The 17,590-nt window shown below is 35.2% G+C and carries 16 protein-coding genes; 4 read left to right on the top strand and 12 right to left on the bottom strand.

Going from position 1 to position 17,590, the window contains the following annotated elements; all coding sequences use genetic code 11:
- Window positions 1-360: 360 nt before the first annotated feature.
- Window positions 361-1,857, bottom strand: a complete 1,497-nt coding sequence (gene yjeM / locus ABF682_RS07170) for a glutamate/gamma-aminobutyrate family transporter YjeM (protein WP_415619394.1) — start codon at window positions 1,855-1,857, stop codon at window positions 361-363.
- Window positions 1,858-2,421: 564 nt separating this feature from the next.
- Here yjeM and ABF682_RS07165 point away from each other — a divergent pair.
- Complete coding sequence (locus ABF682_RS07165) at window positions 2,422-3,744, top strand: amino acid permease (protein ID WP_415619428.1); 1,323 nt, start codon at window positions 2,422-2,424, stop codon at window positions 3,742-3,744.
- A 90-nt stretch (window positions 3,745-3,834) separates the two neighbouring features.
- Here ABF682_RS07165 and ABF682_RS07160 read toward each other — a convergent pair whose 3' ends face one another.
- Both ABF682_RS07160 and ABF682_RS07155 read right to left on the bottom strand, forming a co-directional pair.
- Complete coding sequence (locus ABF682_RS07160) at window positions 3,835-4,365, bottom strand: EAL domain-containing protein (RefSeq protein WP_415619393.1); 531 nt, start codon at window positions 4,363-4,365, stop codon at window positions 3,835-3,837.
- 23 nt (window positions 4,366-4,388) lie between these two features.
- Window positions 4,389-4,559, bottom strand: a complete 171-nt coding sequence (locus ABF682_RS07155; RefSeq protein ID WP_415619392.1) for a hypothetical protein — start codon at window positions 4,557-4,559, stop codon at window positions 4,389-4,391.
- A gap of 314 nt (window positions 4,560-4,873) precedes the next feature.
- Here ABF682_RS07155 and ABF682_RS07150 point away from each other — a divergent pair, with 314 nt between their 5' ends.
- Complete coding sequence (locus ABF682_RS07150; RefSeq protein WP_415619391.1) at window positions 4,874-5,482, top strand: recombinase family protein; 609 nt, start codon at window positions 4,874-4,876, stop codon at window positions 5,480-5,482.
- 10 nt (window positions 5,483-5,492) lie between these two features.
- On the opposite strand, the gene ABF682_RS07145 is transcribed toward ABF682_RS07150, so the two are convergent.
- The 6 genes from ABF682_RS07145 to ABF682_RS07120 all read right to left on the bottom strand — a co-directional run bounded on the left by ABF682_RS07145 (window position 5,493) and on the right by ABF682_RS07120 (window position 10,768).
- The gene (locus ABF682_RS07145; RefSeq protein ID WP_289981307.1) at window positions 5,493-6,740 is read right to left on the bottom strand and encodes a sensor histidine kinase; all 1,248 of its coding nucleotides are present in this window, start codon (window positions 6,738-6,740) and stop codon (window positions 5,493-5,495) included.
- A complete protein-coding gene (locus ABF682_RS07140) occupies window positions 6,737-7,423 on the bottom strand; it encodes a response regulator transcription factor (RefSeq protein WP_289981308.1) in 687 nt (228 codons plus the stop codon). Before ABF682_RS07140 ends, ABF682_RS07145 begins: the two co-directional genes overlap by 4 nt.
- A gap of 11 nt (window positions 7,424-7,434) precedes the next feature.
- A complete protein-coding gene (locus tag ABF682_RS07135; protein WP_415619390.1) occupies window positions 7,435-8,046 on the bottom strand; it encodes a GTP pyrophosphokinase in 612 nt (203 codons plus the stop codon).
- A gap of 167 nt (window positions 8,047-8,213) precedes the next feature.
- Window positions 8,214-9,086: a hypothetical protein gene (locus ABF682_RS07130; RefSeq protein ID WP_415619389.1), complete on the bottom strand. Its 873-nt coding sequence runs from the start codon at window positions 9,084-9,086 to the stop codon at window positions 8,214-8,216.
- A 48-nt stretch (window positions 9,087-9,134) separates the two neighbouring features.
- Window positions 9,135-9,866 (bottom strand): gamma-glutamyl-gamma-aminobutyrate hydrolase family protein, encoded by a 732-nt coding sequence (locus tag ABF682_RS07125; protein ID WP_415619388.1) that lies wholly within the window; start codon window positions 9,864-9,866, stop codon window positions 9,135-9,137.
- Between the two features lie 362 nt (window positions 9,867-10,228).
- A complete protein-coding gene (locus ABF682_RS07120) occupies window positions 10,229-10,768 on the bottom strand; it encodes a YagU family protein (protein ID WP_289981320.1) in 540 nt (179 codons plus the stop codon).
- 322 nt (window positions 10,769-11,090) lie between these two features.
- Between ABF682_RS07120 and ABF682_RS07115 the strand changes: the two genes are divergently transcribed.
- Window positions 11,091-12,179 carry an Ldh family oxidoreductase gene (locus ABF682_RS07115; protein WP_415619387.1) on the top strand — a complete coding sequence of 363 codons (1,089 nt, stop codon included), beginning with the start codon at window positions 11,091-11,093 and terminating at the stop codon, window positions 12,177-12,179.
- Between the two features lie 197 nt (window positions 12,180-12,376).
- On the opposite strand, the gene ABF682_RS07110 is transcribed toward ABF682_RS07115, so the two are convergent.
- Window positions 12,377-13,561: a chloride channel protein gene (locus tag ABF682_RS07110; RefSeq protein WP_415619427.1), complete on the bottom strand. Its 1,185-nt coding sequence runs from the start codon at window positions 13,559-13,561 to the stop codon at window positions 12,377-12,379.
- A gap of 379 nt (window positions 13,562-13,940) precedes the next feature.
- The gene (gene dld / locus ABF682_RS07105) at window positions 13,941-15,626 is read right to left on the bottom strand and encodes a D-lactate dehydrogenase (protein ID WP_289981276.1); all 1,686 of its coding nucleotides are present in this window, start codon (window positions 15,624-15,626) and stop codon (window positions 13,941-13,943) included.
- Between the two features lie 151 nt (window positions 15,627-15,777).
- Here dld and ABF682_RS07100 point away from each other — a divergent pair, with 151 nt between their 5' ends.
- A complete protein-coding gene (locus tag ABF682_RS07100) occupies window positions 15,778-16,695 on the top strand; it encodes a LysR family transcriptional regulator (protein ID WP_289981274.1) in 918 nt (305 codons plus the stop codon).
- 91 nt (window positions 16,696-16,786) lie between these two features.
- On the opposite strand, the gene ABF682_RS07095 is transcribed toward ABF682_RS07100, so the two are convergent.
- Window positions 16,787-17,353, bottom strand: coding sequence for a cadmium resistance transporter (locus ABF682_RS07095; RefSeq protein WP_415619426.1), 567 nt, complete (start codon window positions 17,351-17,353; stop codon window positions 16,787-16,789).
- Between the last annotated feature and the right edge of the window lie 237 nt (window positions 17,354-17,590).

Here is a 17,590-nt window from a genome sequence, read left to right as displayed (position 1 = left end):
CTTACCAGCAACTGCTATTAAAATAACAAAAAAGCCCCTTACCCGTCTCACAGAAACAGGTAAGGGGCGAATTAGCGCTATACCACCCTTGTTCACACTTAAAAAGTGTCTCATCAGCACATAAAAAAGATACTATGCCTGGGAATTTAACGGTTCCTACCGAATATTCAGCAATCTACCAAACATCTCTATCTCAAAGCTCATCTTCACTAATCTAATTAATATCTGCTCTCAGCACCGTCAGACTTTCTGTAAAAAATTATCATTAGTTACTCTTCTTCTCACAAGATTATTAATATCGTTCTAATAGCTTAATGGAATTCTAATACTTCACAAACTATCTGTCAACTAAAAAATAAATTATTTTTCAAATTTTTTTGTACGTCTTTCATATAACACATACAACCAATAACCAATAACTCCAAATAATACAGGTCCAATTAATTCTAAAAAGAGATTCAAATAATTCTTAGTTGTGATTGCATCAACCATTGTCGAGCCAACGCCTAATAAAAGGACAAGGTTAACTGCTATAACGATTGTCATATACTTCCACTTTACCTTAAAAATGACATAGGGCTTTACAATTTTTTGATTGCGTTTAAAGAAGATAAAGGCACTAACAAGGAATAAATATGGCAGCGTAGATGAAACATTATCCATCAATGTTAAAATTTCATAAAAAGCTTTTGCAGAATTATTTCCAAATGATGTCAATGCAATTAATATACAAACAATCACTGCCTGCCACCACATTGCATTACTTGGCATTCCAAAACGATTAAGTGCTGGAAGCGATTTTGGCCATAACTTCTTTGGGGTTCCAAGAATGAACGACTTTATCGGCATATAAACAATCACAAAAAAAGACCCTAAATAACTCAATAACATTGTAAAAGAACCAAAACGAGCAAAGAAGAAACTTAATGCTTCAGCTTGATTAGCTGATAAACCAAGTGCATTACCGATACTATATCCTAAGTTGCTCATCAAAACATATGTTGTATTGCCTAGATTCACACCGCCCTTTTGAAATACCTCATGCCAGTTTGCAGAAGTACTCCATAGAAAGATAATAATTGCATATGCTGATGCGATCAGTAACGCGCTGATTCCCAATGCAATTGGAAAATTTCTTTTTGAATTTTTCATTTTATCTGAAATACCACCCAATGCTTCAATTCCTGCATATGCATAAACTGCATAAATTAAAAAAGAAATCATTTGACTGGTTGACTGGTAGCTTGGTCGGGGCGATTCAATGAAGCTTTTGGGAAAATTAATTGGCTCTGCCAACTTGAAACCATTTAAAACAAGAAAAAAAAGACTTGCTGTTATAAAAAATAATGCTAAAACAACCGCCGCTATTCCCCCGATTGCTGCCAGGCTGGATACTTTATCTAAGCCTCTCACAGAAATAGCTGTCACAACTATGATAAATAATATACTAATCAATCCAATTGTCTCAGTTGAATTCAAGCCAAAAATGTGCCATTGTCCTGTTTTATCAGCACCGCTAATCGTTGTAGACAACATTATCCAAATTTTAGAAACTGTTGAAACAGTTAAGATTATCCAAGATGCAATCCATATAAACCCGCCGATGAATGCCCACTTTAGCCCTAGAGATTTCTCCAACCATGAGAAGACGCCCCCAGGTTCATCACGCATCGCAACCCCAAACTCAGAAAACATCAGGGTTGAAGGAACAAAAAAGAAAAGAGCAGCTAGAATATACCATATAATTCCAGCATCCCCCATGGTGTAATACGCAATTGATGTGTTGTCAAATGAAAATGTAGAAGTAAATATCATGAGCATCACACTCATTAATGTAAGCTGTTTTTTATCTGTCATCTTAATTCTCCATAAATTTTAATTAATCTTATTAAATTACTATTCAAAAGTAACATTTTGAATTTACTTGTCAAGTAGCATAAACATTTACCATTATTCATTCTACTTTATAAAAAGAGCATTTTATATAGCAGTCGATTAAAAAAACAAGGTTTTTTATAGCATTGTATTTCTATAACAAATAGGTTAAAATTAGTTTATTAATTTATTATGAGAATTATTTATTATCGATTCTTTTAAACGAGTTTACAAATTAATTTGTACTATGATATCCATTGGTCTCGCAATTATTTAGGATAGGGAGTGTGTCATAGGTCGGAAAAATTTGAGTACTAACTCGAAATTACGAACATCGCGAGTACTTTGCTATGAGTAATTCGAAGTTAGACGGAGAGTTTTGACTTATGAAACACGTTTATACGGAATAAATAGAAGGACTGAATCAAAATTTAACTTTTGACCCAGCTCTCTTTTTTTATAAAAGAATTAATTTATATAATACGAGGAGTGTACTTAGTGAAAAGAAACAACAAGGAATTAAAACGTGCTTTATCTTCACGTCAAATGCAGATGATTGCCCTTGGCGGTACAATTGGTGTCGGACTCTTTATGGGTTCTGCCGCTACAATAAAATGGACTGGTCCCTCCGTTTTATTGGCTTATGGCTTGGCAGGGTTGGTGCTGTACATAGTAATGCGTGCACTTGGAGAAATGCTTTATGTTGATCCTTCAACAGGATCCTTTGCAAAATATGCCTCAGAATATATTCATCCTCTTGCAGGTTATCTCACTGCTTGGAGCAATATTTTTCAATACTTAGTAGTTGGTATCAGTGAGGTAATTGCCGTTGGTCAGTATTTAAATTATTGGTGGCCGAATCTACCTGGCTGGATTTCAGGAGCAATTGTCATTATTACGCTTTGTATTGCAAATCTCGTCTCCGTTAAAGCGTATGGAGAACTTGAATTTTGGTTTGCACTAATTAAGGTTTTAACAATTATTTTTATGTTGATTCTAGGGGCACTCGTGATTCTATTAGGCCTAGGAAATAATTGGCATCCAATTGGTTTCTCTAATTTGTGGTCTCATGGTGGATTCTTCACAGGTGGTTTCAAAGGCTTTATCTTCGCGCTTTCAATTGTAATTGCCTCATATCAAGGAATCGAAGTGATTGGAATTACTGCCGGTGAAGCTAAAAATCCACAAGTTACAGTTGTCAAATCAATTAAATCTATCGTTGCTCGTATTTTGTTATTTTATATTGGTTCGATTTTCGTCATCGTTACAATCTATCCGTGGAATCAGTTGGCTAAAGTTGGCTCTCCTTTTGTCGAAACATTCTCTCGTGTAGGGATTTCAGCTGCAGCGGCCATCATCAATTTTGTGCTTGTAACAGCGGCAATGTCCGGTTGCAACTCCGGAATATTCAGCTCCAGCCGCATGCTTTATACACTTGGTTTAAAAAAGGAAATCAATGCTAAGTTTACAAAATTATCTGCAAGAGGCGTTCCTGTCCTACCTGTTTTCACAATTTCCTTGGGAATTTTACTTGGTCTAATACTAAATGAAATTCTACCTTACTTTATCAAAAGCAGTTCCAATATTTTTGTCTTAGTCTATAGTTCAAGTGTACTTCCAGGAATGGTTCCATGGTTTGTAATCTTACTTAGTCAGTTGAAGTTCCGCAAAACAAAAAAGGATGAATTAACAAATCATCCCTTCAAGTTACCTTTGTATCCATTTAGTAGTTACTTTGCACTTTTAGCATTATCTCTAACCTTATTGTTTATGTTCTTCAATCCAGAGACCAGAATTTCAGTAATCGTTGGCGCGCTCTTCTTGGTTATTATGTCATTGATATTTTGGAAGACACATCCTAATAATTAAATTAAATAAAATAGTATTCCTTAACAGATTAATTATATAATGATCCCCAAAAAAGTTGAATCAAAAAAATTTGGCTCAAGGGGATCTTTTTTAATCAAAAAATTTAAATTGATCCTGCCATAAAAAACCTTGCTGCAACTTAACACCTCTGCTGGCAATTAACAAATTTAGACTATCAGAATCAATTCCTTCAACCACAAATTCTAGCTTTGCTTCATCAGCAACTAACTTCCAAAATTTAATTAATAATAGTGTTGCTTCTTGACTAAGTAATCTAAGCGAAACTAATGATAATTTTACCCTTTTAATTTGCATAATATTTTCTAGAACAAAAGGTAGTGTATTACATCCCGAACCAATATCATCAAGTGCAAGCTCGTATCCCAGCTTTTTTATATCCGCTATACATTTGATTGTCTTCGTTTTATTGACTGCCCTGTTATTTGGCAGCTGTTCAGTTATTTCTATCTTAATATTTTTCCTGGACTTCTTTAAATTTTCTAAAAATAAATATGTCGATTTAAACGTAAGCTGTTGCGGACTAATATTTACCCAGAGTATCCATTGTGAGTTCAGTTCCAAAATTCTTTTAATTTTACTATAACTCCATGCCATTAACATTTCATTTCTTCTGTTGTCTTGACTCAAATATTCAAACTCATCTTCGGAAAATTTTGATTTTTTTTCTCTCTTAATAAGATTTCATATTCATTTGTTTTGACTCCTTCGTATTCTCTAATAATTGGCTGTAAACAAAAGAATAAATTATTAAATAATTTTTTTGTATACTCATCACCCTGACTGTCTGTGATCATCTTTATTTCTCCTCTACATCAAATTTTTATTAGGGTAGACCCAAATTTGAAATTATTTTGTCTTTAATTCCTCAATAATTTATTTAAAAAATATTTTTTTTCACAAGAAAAGAATCGATTTTTATATATTGTCTTAAAAAACGCTTTCAAATCTAATAATTATACACAATAATTGTTAATTTTTTTCCCTATTTGGCATTAACATATGGTATATTTTATAGTAAACTTATGGCAATAAGGGTCTACCCATAGTAGAATATGAATATCAGAAACGCATGAATATATTCATAATTATTTATTTGGGATGTTATTATATGAAATTTGGTTATGTACGAGTATCTTCAAAAGATCAGAATCTAGCACGGCAAATTGAACAACTAAAAAAGGTTCCTGTCGAAAAAATTTTTTCAGAAAAAGAATCTGGAAAAAATATCAATAATCGTTTCGAACTTTTAAATTTATTAAACTGTATTAAAAAGAATGATATTGTTTACGTTACAAGTCTAGACCGACTCGGAAGAAACGCTGATGATTTAACAGAAATTATTCAGTACATCAAAAAAAGAGGAGCGTCATTACAGAGTTTGGATTTACCCGATTTTTCAAATGTGCCCGATGTAAATTTAAGAAACATGCTGACAGACATTTTAGTAACAGTCTTTAAATTCCAAGCTCAAAGTGAACGCGAAAAAATTAGAGAACGGCAACGCGAAGGAATTGCGCTAGCAAAAAAACGAGGCGTCTACAAAGGACGCCCCGTTCTATACAGTGCTGATTCACCAAGCCCACAAAAAAGAAAGGTTTATTTTGCGATAAAACAGGGACTTGATGATGGATATTCTGTACCATACTTAGTTAATAAGTATGGAATTAGCCATGGAACAGTTTACCGCATAAAAAAAGAAATTAGTAAGAAAAAGTAATGCACTCTTTCTATCTTACCAGCTTGAACGTAACATTAAAAAAAATAGTTTCTTTTTGATAACGTACTCCTATCTTTCCATTAAATGCATCAATCAAACTCACTGCCATTGAAAGGCCTATTCCAAAACCCTTTTTAGCACTATTTCGGGACTTATCATCGCGATAAAAGCGCTCAAAAAATTTACTATAATTACTATTCTTGCCTTTAACGTAGGTGTTCCCCACCATTAAAGTTGCTTTCTTGAGTTTTTTATCAGGAACAAGCGCCACACTAACGGTTCCACCATCATCACAATATTTATTTGCATTATCAAGCAAAATATTGCAGAGCTCAAGAAAACTATTTTCTTCTGCATTTATTTTAAGGTCAGGGGAAATATTAATTTTAAATTGCTTATTTTGCTGAACAACAACAGACTTAAAACTCTTTGTTGCACGCTCAAGTATGCCTGATGCCTCAATCACCGACAAATCTAGTTGCTGCTGCTCTTCCATGCGAGCTAACGAAATCAGGTTATTAATCAGCTGTGTTAAGCGATTAACCTGCTGATCATTACTTACAGTCCACTCTGTTTGTCCAGTTATCATTTCTTGCAGCTCATTATTAGCCTTAATTATAGATAATGGTGTTTTCAACTCATGCCCCGCGTTGGTTACAAATTCTCGTTGCCGCTTGTCTGCTAATACGATTGGCCTAATTGCACGTCTAGATACAGCGATTAACATCAGAGTGAATAGGATTAGACTTGTTATTCCTAGAATCATACCTACCTTCACAATATTATTAGTACTCTCCATAATTACAGATTGATCAAGAAAAACAATTGTTGTTTTCCCGTTCTTTTTTGAAGTTTTATAAGCATAACTCGATACCACAGACCGCACAGAACCAGACTGCCGCTTACTCCTAAAAACTTGGTAGCCTAGACTAGATATCGTTTCACTAGGTACACTAACAATATGTGAGTTATCCAGCGAAACCTGCTTCCCTTTGCTATTGAATGAAACACTAAAGTAGCGATACTGATATAAACTTTCCTGATTAAATGTTGGTCCAAAACGTTTCTTAACATTTTGTGTGTTAATTTGCGAATTTATTTTTCCATTATTTTGCAGAAGTATGATGAGTACATTATCAATTTGTTGCTTTGCTCTATAGTATGAGACTCCTACGATGCCACCAATGAGTGTCACTAATACAATGAATAGCGCGATAGTTGACATATAGATAAAGCGATAACGGATTTTTTGGATCATTTAGGATCCTCCTCACTGTTATTAATAAGTTGATAAGGTCCTCCTTTATTGCCACAAATACCTACGTGTGCATTGACAGATTGCAGTTTTTGTCTTAAATAAGAAATATAAATCCAGAGCATTTCTGTGTCAATTTTTTCATTTTTCCCCCATGTGTGTTCAATCAGCGCCTTATTATCCAACTTTTTTTGAGAATTTAAAATCAATATATTCAATAATTTAGTTTCTTCCACAGATAAGCTGATAGAGTTATAACTTTCCAATCTTTGTTCCGTATTTTTTAGAGTTATGTCTCCAAAGTCTAAAGTATCTTCGGTATATTTTTCATTTCTTCGCTCTAAAGACCTTAATCTTGCCAGCAGTTCTTTTAGGGAAAACGGCTTTGTCACATAATCATCTGCACCGGCATCCAACCCTGTAACCTTGTCATCAACTTCTGACATTGCGGTCAGCATGATAATGTATGTTTGATTCCCTGCAGCTCGAATTTCTTGTACCGCTTCTATCCCTGTCATCACTGGCATCATGACATCAAAAAGCATAGCATCAAAAATCTCATCTTCGGCCTTTTTCACTGCCTCTACTCCGTTATATACCGGAATAACTTCGTATCCTTTACTCTGCATAGCAGCACATAAGACTCTTGATAATTCCTTTTCATCTTCAGCTAGTAACACTCTCATCAAGTCACTCCCTAATCATATTCATGAATTACTTGCCTAATTGTTTGCATTTGTACGTCACACGAAGCTAATTGATCTGCACAGCGCTTTAGCTCATTGCCGATTTGCTCTGGATTCTTAATATTATGTTTGTATTTCAATTCATGTTCCAAGCTTGCCCAAGAATCCATGGCAATTGTCCTTAGTTGGATTTCAGCATAATAATTACCAGGAATACGACCATTAATATCGGGATATGGGCAACTAACCTTGATAATCAGATGATAGCTCCGATAGCCATTAGGCTTCGATTTTGAAACATAGTCTTTTTCTTTAACTACAACGCACCAATCTTGTATTTTCAAAAAGCCAACCAGTTTATAGATATCATCAATAAAATTACATACAATCCTAATTCCAATTGCATCCTTACAATCATTAAGCGCACTTTTAGGCGTAAGATCCAACCCTTTTCTTTGGCACTTTTCAATCATGCTGTATGAACACTTAATCCTGCCAATCAAGTGTTCATACAGCTTTTCACCATCTTGTTTTTCAACTTTTTGACTAAGCTCGTCAATTTTATGCATAATTTCATCTTTTATTTCTGGAAGATAATTTCCATAAGCACCGTATATTTCCATATTATTCAGTCCTTCAGTCACTAATTTAATACCTTTGATACACAAACTAAACATTTTTTCTACATTGTTCCATAGTTCTAAAATAACACACAAATATTAAGTAATTGTGGACAAAACTTGAAAAAGACTAATCTTTATTGTTTTTTCAAATCTTCTGTTGTCTTTAATTATTTCATACTAGCCGCCATCTTAACTGCCGTTGTAATATCATGTGCACTCAATTGATACACTACATTATTTTGTTGCCATGTAATTACTTGATTACGACTACCATACGAATTACCAACATCGGCTTTAATTGCTCCATATTGTGTAGGCGCAGGCAATCGATATGATTCTAACAGATTTACAATTTGCACAGCTAAAGGTTGAGGATCTTGTTGGTTGACTGCAGTTGCATGAACAGTCAACGACCATTTTCCTTCGTGCCATGAAAGGTACCTTTGTCCTGCCCCTGCGTCTTCATAACCTATCATATTATGCCCTAAATCTATAGTAGGCAGCCCATTCAAATCAGTTTGACTCACATAAGCAACCTGTGCACTTGCATCATTTAAAGTACCATAAGAGGTCTTTTTAAGCTGCACATATGGAATTTCCGTTGAGATTGCCGTATCGTTGAATTGACGCGCAACCCTGCCAACGCTATAACTAATCGTATAATTAGCTTGGTTTCCTTCATACCGCACATTTAATTTGTCACTACCGGTTCCTAACCCATCGACAGTTGGTAAGAGCACGTCTCCCAAAGCGTTATGCAATTGTTGATTAAAAGTACTCAGCCGTGTTGTGTTAACGTTATTATTACTGCTGGATGAAGATTTACTTGCACTAGAAGTTTCTTGACTAGTGGATGCTGTGACAACAGAGCTCTGTTTACTACTGCTTTTTTGAGAAGTTTTAGAACGTTTCCCTGCCGAAGTCTGCTCCGATGTTACTTTCTTGCTAGAACTTGCTGCTTGTTTTTGATTTCCACATGCTGTTAGCAGACTTGCCAATAATAAAATCAGCAATAAACTCGATTTCTTCCCCTTTTTCATGATGATTCCCCCAATTTCCAACATTAATTGCTCAACAAATAATCTACCCTAATCCTTTGCCGCAACTTCGATCAGCTTTTGGAATATCTGATTCGCACTTTGAACGCTGTCAATTAACATTTCCGGATGAAATTGCACTCCTAAAAAGAATTCAAAGCTAGCATCTTCTAATGCCTCAACTACACCATCAGAAGTCGTCCCCGAAATCTGTAAACTCACTGGCACAGATTTAACTAACTGATGATGAAATGAATTAACAAGCATACTATCTTTTTGAATAGTTCTATCCAACAATGAATTTACTGTAATTCCGATCTTATGTGTTGGAATTGGTGGATCTTGAAGCTGAAAATGTCGTATTGTATGTTCAGCACGATAAGAAATATCCTGATATAGTGTTCCCCCTCGATAAACATTAATTATTTGTGCACCACGACAAATGCCCAATACCGGGATTTTCTTAGCTTCTGCCGCCTCAAGCAGTGCAAATTCAAAATCATCTCGCGCCGGAAAAATTGCGCCGCATTTCTGCTGAATTTCTTCGCCATAATTAAAAGGATTCACATCCTGTCCCCCCGAAAGAATCAAGCCATCTATCGCGGCAATAATTTGCTTAGCTGTTTCAGCTGGACTTGTTGGTAAAATTAGCGCAACTCCGCCATTGTTATTTACAGCTCTAATATAGTCATTATTTACATACGCACGTTGATATCCTGGAAATATTCCCCTCTGATCTTTGATAATGCTTCCTGAAATGCCAATAATTGGTTTTTTGATCATATTTTTCCTCCAATCGAATTCTATAAATCGCTCTTTTTTATTATTGAATTCAAAGGTTCTAATTTCTTTTATTATAACAAAAAAAAGATTACGACAACACACAACAGAATTTGGTATTATTCTGAGTATAAAAAAGTGCTCCATAATAATTAGATTTTTGTCTAACTATTATAGAGCATTTCAAAAGTTAAATTTTGATTCAGTTCCTCTATTTATTCCCTGTAAACGTGTTTCATAAGTCAAAACTCTCCGTCCAACTTCGAATTACTCATAGCAAAGTACTCGCTATGTTCGTAATTTCGAGTTAGTACCCAAATTTTCCCGACTTATGGCACACTCCCAACTCCCATGGACCTTAGTAATTATAAATTCTCTAACTTGTTTTTCTTCTCATTTTTCGCTAAACAAACTGCAACTGCATAGATTGACCATGCCCAAACAATATGTCCGAAAAATTCCGAAAAATGTTCGTCGAATGGTTGGTTCCAAGCAGCTGGAACAGTTCCCATTGCGGGCATAATAATAATATGAAAAGCAACCCAGATTACAATACCATATGCAGCTCCCTGCCACATTGTTGTTTTCTTCCAATACTGTGCCAAAAAGATGAATAATGCCGCAAAAACAATTGAAAATGCAAAATGAATAATTAGTGCAACAAAATATACTTTTTGATCCGTAGAATAATAAACAAACGCATGAACAGCTTTTGAAGACATTCCAAATTGTTCCAATAAATGCTGTGGCGGATTCGTGGCATTTCTAGCCAAAGTGCGCGGAGGTAAAATATTCTCCCACCCGATTTTGACCATTCCTGAAATCATACCTGCAATAAAACCATACCATATACTCTTCCAAACAATTGTTCTAAAAGGTATCTTTGGTTTTGACAAACTCAACATTCTCTCTTCCCCCTTCTTACAGTTGATCATCATACTCCTTGTGAATTCTTTGTCAAATATATCATGTGCAATAATCTCTTATTATTAGCCATGTTTATTTCTTAATAACCAGGTAATATATACAATTTGCTCATATTGACACATTTTCATTTTACATTACGTTATTTCCAGCTAATCCCGTCTCATAAATTCAAAAATGTAATTTCTCCTGTTACTCATAAAATATCCCCACTAACTTCACAAATCCTTATCTTAGATACATCTTTTTTATGCTAGAATGTCAATATAATTCTCCTAATTAAGAATGAAAGGTTGATTAATTATGATTAAAAAATATGATAGCAAAAAAATGCAGCAACTTGTCCTTAAAATCTATGAGGCTTATGGCTTTTCTGCTGCTAATAGTGAAAAAATCGCACATACCTTGATTTATACTGACATGCACGGGATTGAATCACATGGCGTCCAACGTATGGCGATGTACGATAAGTTCATTCAAAATGGTAAAATTAAGATTAATAGTATTCCCGAAATTGTAAAGGAAACTAATGTTAGTGCTGTTATTGATGCTCATTTTGGAATTGGTCAATTGAATGGTATCTATAGCATGGAGCTTGCAATCAAAAAGGCAAAAGAACACGGAATTGGGATTGTGACTACAAAGAAATCTGGACATTATGGAATAGCTGGATTCTATGCAAATATGGCTGCAGAAAAAGGATTAATTGGAATGTCTTCAACCAATTCTCGTCCTGGCATGGTGCCAACCAACTCGACTCAGCCATTCATAGGTACTAATCCAATCGGCTTTGCAATGCCTGCTCATCCACATAACTTCATACTTGATTTTGCAACCACTACTGTCCCACAAGGGAAAATTGAAGTCTACCGCAAATTAGAGAAAGATCTTCCTGCATTTTGGGTAGCTAAAGATGGTGTTAATCCCATCCATGATCATACCAATAATCAGGATTTGGACTTACTTCGTGTTCCCAAATCAAATGTTGGCCTGACCCCACTCGGAGGTATTTCTGAATTGACTGGCGGTCACAAAGGGTTCGGACTAGGAATAATCGTAGAAATCTTTACTTCGATCCTTTCGCAAGGTGATGTCTCATCTGAAAATGATGGCAGTAACCCTGAAATCGGCCCTTGTCAAAGTTTTATTGCAATCGACCCTGCTATTTTTGGCAATAAAGAAGCTATCATTACTCGTTTTTCTGATTACCTGCAAGAAATTCGTGAATTACCCGCTGTCCCGGGACATACAATCTATGTTCACGGCGACAAAGAACAAATTAGTTATCTTGATGCGAAAGAAAATGGAATCAAAGTCGACGATGCTACAATTTCTGAGATTAAGTCGATTGCAACACGACTAGGAGTTTCTTTCGAGGAATACTTATCCTAGATTTAATGTTGAATTGAGTATTTTAAAATTAAATACAAGGTGATTTTTGCCTTATGACACACATTTATTTGTAATAGAACAGAAGGGTCTGGGTCAAAAGTTAACTTTTGACTCAGACCCTTCCTACATTTAGCCAAACCCTAATTTTAAAGATCTTGAACTAATGATTGCTTTTTTTTGCTAAATGTGTTCATAGATCAATATTCTGGAATTAGCTTTGAAGCTGCAATTGCCAATGCAACACCTATTCCAAGTGGTAAAAAAGCAGAATAATTTAGATGGCTGATTTCAATAATCATCATCAAAGCCATCAGTGGTGCCTGTTGTGAAGCAGCCAGCAATGTACATGCACCTAATATAGAACATTGCCAAATCGGAACAGCAATAAAAAAAGAATGAAATATAATTCCTAAAATAGTTCCGATTACTGCTCCAATTGCAATTGATGGTGTCAAAGTTCCGCCAGAAGCACCTGCATGAATAGTGAACACAGTAATCGCAGCCTTTGCAAATGCTCCGATAAGTAATATCCAGATCATTTGCTGATTAAAAGTATCAATGGACAATTGTGCTAATGCCCGTCCATTTCCCATAATTTGCGGAAATGAGAGTGCAGCTAATCCTGTCACCAATCCCATCAGTGGTAATTGCCATAAGATATTCTTGCCCTTTGCTTGAGACTTTCCTGCCCATTTGAAACTTCTCCGAAAAATTCCACCTAGTATCCCGCAAAGTGGTGCCACGAAAAATACAAATACTAAAAAAGTCAGTGAAAATTGTTGATTACCAACCAGATAATATGGTCCGAATCCCTTGACAATTGTGCCCATAAGCATTGCTATTGCTGACATAATCAGACTTACAACAATTGTCTTCCTAGTTACCTTCTTGAGTAGTATTTCTACACAAAAAAGCATTCCTGTAATGGGTGCACTATAGATTCCCGCAAAGCCTGCACCTGCTGCTGCCGCAATCAACAGTCTGCTGTCATCTTCTGATAACTCAAGATGTAGCCTATTCAGCAAATCATTCCAACGTTGCGCCAACATTGCTCCAGCTTCTCTTGGTGCGAGTTCTCGTCCAACTGAACCACCTGTACCTACATAGAAAATCTGGGTCATTACATGTATCGCCGTCTGTATGGGAGGCATTTTCTCACCGGCTAAGCTTTTAGCGATGGTCACTGTTTTTTTGACTTTTATTCTAATAATCCACCAAATAATCGCAGCAATTATGGCACCTATAAAAACTGAAAAAAGCCGATGCACCGGAAGTATTTCTAGTGATGCCGGGTTTGCTGCATCCTCTTGGAAGCTAAGAAATAATCTTTCAACTCCATCTAATAAGAGGCTCAACAATAACGAACTAGTTCCGACTATCATTCCAAGCACAATTGTCGAAAACAAAAGGATAAAATTTTCTTTTTTTAAAAAACTCTTCACGTAATACACAACCTAACTGACATATAATTTATTATTATGGATAGTCCTAAGTTCTTATTATAATAAACTACAAACTACATCTCAAATCTAGATAAGCTCTCCATAATAAAAATTTCTTGTGTAACACAATATTCTCTCAGATTATATGTTGTAAGGCAATCTAAGCAAACTTTTACTATCATTTTAAATTCTGAATTTTAAGTGCATTACTTTTTTCAAATATCCAGATAATATGTACCAAATAAAGGAACTGAATCAAAATTCAGTTTTTGACTCGATTCCCTTATTTTCAAGTACATGTATTATTTATTTAATACTCTTAATACTCGCCCCAGTACTTTTCAATTGTTGTCTTACCAACACCAGGGTTAAAACTATTTGTTGGATCATTCTTTTTGTAATGTGCAACTAATGCTGGTGCGGCCTTATACAGATGACCAACGTTATGTTCTGCAGGATAAATCGCACCACGCTTATCTAATAATTTCAACATTTCTTTTTTTAATTCATGTGGATCCACCCCTGGTTTTAGAATATAGTCTTGGTGCATCACATGGTCCAAAAAATGTCCATAATATAACTTATGCTCAATCTTATCCTCAATTTCTTTTGGCAGCTTCTCAAACCAGTCATATTCATTGCGTCTCAATGCAACATCAATAGGCAAGATATCAGTAATTGTATCCTGGAAGACTTCTTGATATCGGATTGCAATCCCAGCTGTTACGTAGCGGTGCAGCTCGGCTCTCTTCGTTTCTTTAGCAGTAGCTTCAAAATAGTCACCTTCAGCAGTTTGAAAATAATCTTTCAAATATTCGCGTGCTTCTTGAATACCCGCACCCTCCATTTTTAAGATCAAGTAATGTTCATATTTCTCATGAAACTCTTCCAAGCGCTTTGGTAATTGATTAGGGAATAACATACCCAACTTTTGTAAAACCCTATCTGGAAGATATGGTTTGATAAAATGAAAATGACCCAATATTCTTTCTGCCGTTGATTTTAAAGAAAACAAATATGGTAAGAAATCCGTTCCAAGCTTGTCAATAACGATTAATGAATCTTTGCCATATTTTTTAGCTAAGGTGTATGCCTCGCTATGCATGTATTCTCCTGAAACAGGTAAGTTTTCAAAATTCTTCATAATATGACGTCGTAAGTCCTCAAAGACACTAGGATGATTGGTACCGATGTAGAAAACTTGTGATGTGCCATCTTTGGGGAAGGTGTCAAGCCGAACTGCAAAAGTGGCCACTTTGCCCGCTGAACCTGAGACTTCATATAATTGATGTGGATCAGCGTTATACCGTGCTGGTGTATCAGCCTCAATATCACGGACGCGTGCCTGATAATTTGGAATATGTCCATAATGTTCAGCTTTTTTTACATTATCAATGTCAAAATTGCGCTGCTCTAAGTTAGTTAGAATTTCCTCTGGTGTTGTACCTAAGTCAATCCCTAAATGATTAACTAAATGAAGTTCATCATTCTCGTCAATTCTTGCATACAATGATAGTTCAGTATACGCAGGCCCACGGCGAATTAATGCACCGCCAGAATTATTGCTGACTCCCCCAACTACGGAAGCACCCAAGGTCGATGAACCAATTACAGAATGCGGCTCACGGTTAATCGGTTTTAAAGCATTCTCCAACTTAAATAATGTTGTTCCCGGGAACGCTAAGACTTGTTCTCCATGGTTAATCAACTGCAAGCTCTTGATGCGATGCCCACTCACCACAACAACTTCACGATCATATCCGTCTGCAGGTATTGAGCCTTCTGTTAAGCTTGTATTGGAAGCTTGCATGATGATAATCAGATCATGCTGATGTAATATCGTTAACACTTGCCAAAGTTCTACCAGATTAGCTGGAAATACAACAGCCAACGCATCTCCTTTGCCTGACCGATATCCTTTTCGAAAGCGGAGTGACTTAGCTTTGTTTGTAATAACATGTTTTTTTCCGACAACTGCGTTTAATTCTTCTACTGTTGTTGACATTTTTTCTCCTTCATCAAACAAAATTTGTACTAACATACCTGCATTTTAATATCTGTGTAAAAAACATCTTATAGGATATATTATTAGTAAGAGTATAATCAAACTTAATAAAAGCTATAACTATCTGTTATTAGAAAGGAATGTTAGATTTATGAATATTCAAGATATCCAGTATTTTAGAAAATTGTATGTACTAAAAAATTTCTCCAAAGTTGCTAAGTTCTATAATGTTAGTCAACCAGCTATTAGTAATTCAATTAAGCGCTTAGAAACATTGTTTGATACAAAATTGATGATTCGTGAATCAGCACGCAAAGAACTCATTATCACACCTGCAGGGGAACAACTATTTCAACATTCAATTACAATTATTAATGAATTCGAAGCTGCAAAAAAGGAAATTAAGCGGCTCGGTACAAAAGTCTTCAACTTGGGATTGGCCTCTATCATTGAAAATACATATTTTTACAAGATTGCAGAAAGGCTTAATGACAGGGGGTTACTAAATCATATCAAAATCTACGAATCAGGATCCAACAGTCTTAGAAGATCCCTAAAAAATGGTAAAATCGATGCTGCTTTGATTGGTTCACTAAGCACTGAAGAACTCACTGAACCTACTCAAAACGACTTAATTATCCAAAATTTTGCAACAAGCAGCTTTCACATCTTCGTCTCAAAAAAACATCCCTTAGCACAGAAAAAGGGTGTTTACTTTTCTGAGCTAAAAGATGAAAACTTCATATTATTAAATCAAAACTTTGTTCATTTAAAGGTTGCACAAATCTTGTCTAAAACATACAAATTGCAGCTAAATGTTGGTCTCGAAACCAATAATGTGAGCTTCTTAATGGATATGGTTTCACAAAATATCGGGATCACTATTCTCTCCGAAGTTGCACAAAATAATCAGCCCAACATTGTCAGTATTCCGCTGCTGGATAAAGTTCAACCGCAGCTAATTGCAAGTATTGCCTATCGCCGTAACCATTATTTCACGACTGCACAAAAAGAACGATTAGAATTCATTGCTGGTGAATTAGGGACTAAACTCAATATTCAATCTTAGCTGAAAGTAATGGAATTAGTATTACTTGCTAGTTTCAGATTAACGATATACAAATGAGAAAAATTATTGCAGATAAAATTTTCCATCATAATTAAAATAATGCGCTTAAATGACTGATCAAGCCACTATCCCAAAAGACGTACAGACCAATAACGACATAACAAATTTTCATCAGTTTTTCACCATACGCTGCCATCACTTTAGAAACGATTGGAATATCGGCAACTAGCTTAATTAAGAAGACTACCAAAATAGTTAATATACTAATAAATACTAAGGTCAATAGAAAATGTCCTAGGTTCTCACCAACCAATACTGGTAAGAAAATTGAAAGATTACAATCAGCGCATACGGATAAATAAGTAAACATTACGCTTAATACCTGTGACTTATGGTTAGTAGTTTTTTCATCATCGTCATCATCATGAAAGGCCATATAAATTGGCAGAATTCCTAATATTCCTAATACCCACTCTGGTAAAAAAACTGCTAACGCCCTCCCAAGTACATAGCTAGCAATTAACAAAATCAGATTTCCTAGTAAGTATCCTAACATGACACGTAATAGTCTATTCTTCTTCAGCAAAAAAATAAGCATGAAAAAAAAATCTAAGTTAACACTGATAAAGGTTAAAGTTAATAGCCAATAGTTCAAGATTCTTCCTCTTTTCTTATGTTTAATTAAACATATGTTTGTTAATACATATATATTACAGCTTATCTTATTAAATGCAAGTAATAGTTAACCAATATCCTGATACGGGAGTGTGCCGTGCCATAAGTCGGGAAAATTTGAGTATTAACTCGAAATTACGAACATCGTGAGTAAGTTAAACGGAAAGTTTTGACTTATGAAACACGTTTATACGGAATAAATAGAGAAACTGAATCAAAA

The sequence above is a fragment of the Liquorilactobacillus sp. genome (assembly GCF_047719775.1).
Taxonomy (GTDB): domain Bacteria; phylum Bacillota; class Bacilli; order Lactobacillales; family Lactobacillaceae; genus Liquorilactobacillus.
Note: the sequence above shows the minus strand (reverse complement) of the source record. Positions and strands in the feature narration are given on the sequence as shown.

What these genes read in the sequence shown, in the direction of transcription:
- dld (WP_289981276.1), bottom strand. Translation starts at nt 15,626, where the DNA reads ATGTCAACAACAGTAGAAGAATTAAACGCAGTTGTCGGAAAAAAACAT.
- ABF682_RS07155 (WP_415619392.1), bottom strand. Translation starts at nt 4,559, where the DNA reads ATGATCACAGACAGTCAGGGTGATGAGTATACAAAAAAATTATTTAAT.
- ABF682_RS07120 (WP_289981320.1), bottom strand. Translation starts at nt 10,768, where the DNA reads ATGTTGAGTTTGTCAAAACCAAAGATACCTTTTAGAACAATTGTTTGG.
- ABF682_RS07135 (WP_415619390.1), bottom strand. Translation starts at nt 8,046, where the DNA reads ATGGAAATATACGGTGCTTATGGAAATTATCTTCCAGAAATAAAAGAT.
- ABF682_RS07110 (WP_415619427.1), bottom strand. Translation starts at nt 13,561, where the DNA reads ATGATAGTCGGAACTAGTTCGTTATTGTTGAGCCTCTTATTAGATGGA.
- ABF682_RS07160 (WP_415619393.1), bottom strand. Translation starts at nt 4,365, where the DNA reads ATGTTAATGGCATGGAGTTATAGTAAAATTAAAAGAATTTTGGAACTG.
- ABF682_RS07100 (WP_289981274.1), top strand. Translation starts at nt 15,778, where the DNA reads ATGAATATTCAAGATATCCAGTATTTTAGAAAATTGTATGTACTAAAA.
- ABF682_RS07125 (WP_415619388.1), bottom strand. Translation starts at nt 9,866, where the DNA reads ATGATCAAAAAACCAATTATTGGCATTTCAGGAAGCATTATCAAAGAT.
- yjeM (WP_415619394.1), bottom strand. Translation starts at nt 1,857, where the DNA reads ATGACAGATAAAAAACAGCTTACATTAATGAGTGTGATGCTCATGATA.
- ABF682_RS07130 (WP_415619389.1), bottom strand. Translation starts at nt 9,086, where the DNA reads ATGAAAAAGGGGAAGAAATCGAGTTTATTGCTGATTTTATTATTGGCA.
- ABF682_RS07140 (WP_289981308.1), bottom strand. Translation starts at nt 7,423, where the DNA reads ATGAGAGTGTTACTAGCTGAAGATGAAAAGGAATTATCAAGAGTCTTA.
- ABF682_RS07115 (WP_415619387.1), top strand. Translation starts at nt 11,091, where the DNA reads ATGATTAAAAAATATGATAGCAAAAAAATGCAGCAACTTGTCCTTAAA.
- ABF682_RS07145 (WP_289981307.1), bottom strand. Translation starts at nt 6,740, where the DNA reads ATGATCCAAAAAATCCGTTATCGCTTTATCTATATGTCAACTATCGCG.
- ABF682_RS07150 (WP_415619391.1), top strand. Translation starts at nt 4,874, where the DNA reads ATGAAATTTGGTTATGTACGAGTATCTTCAAAAGATCAGAATCTAGCA.
- ABF682_RS07165 (WP_415619428.1), top strand. Translation starts at nt 2,422, where the DNA reads ATGCAGATGATTGCCCTTGGCGGTACAATTGGTGTCGGACTCTTTATG.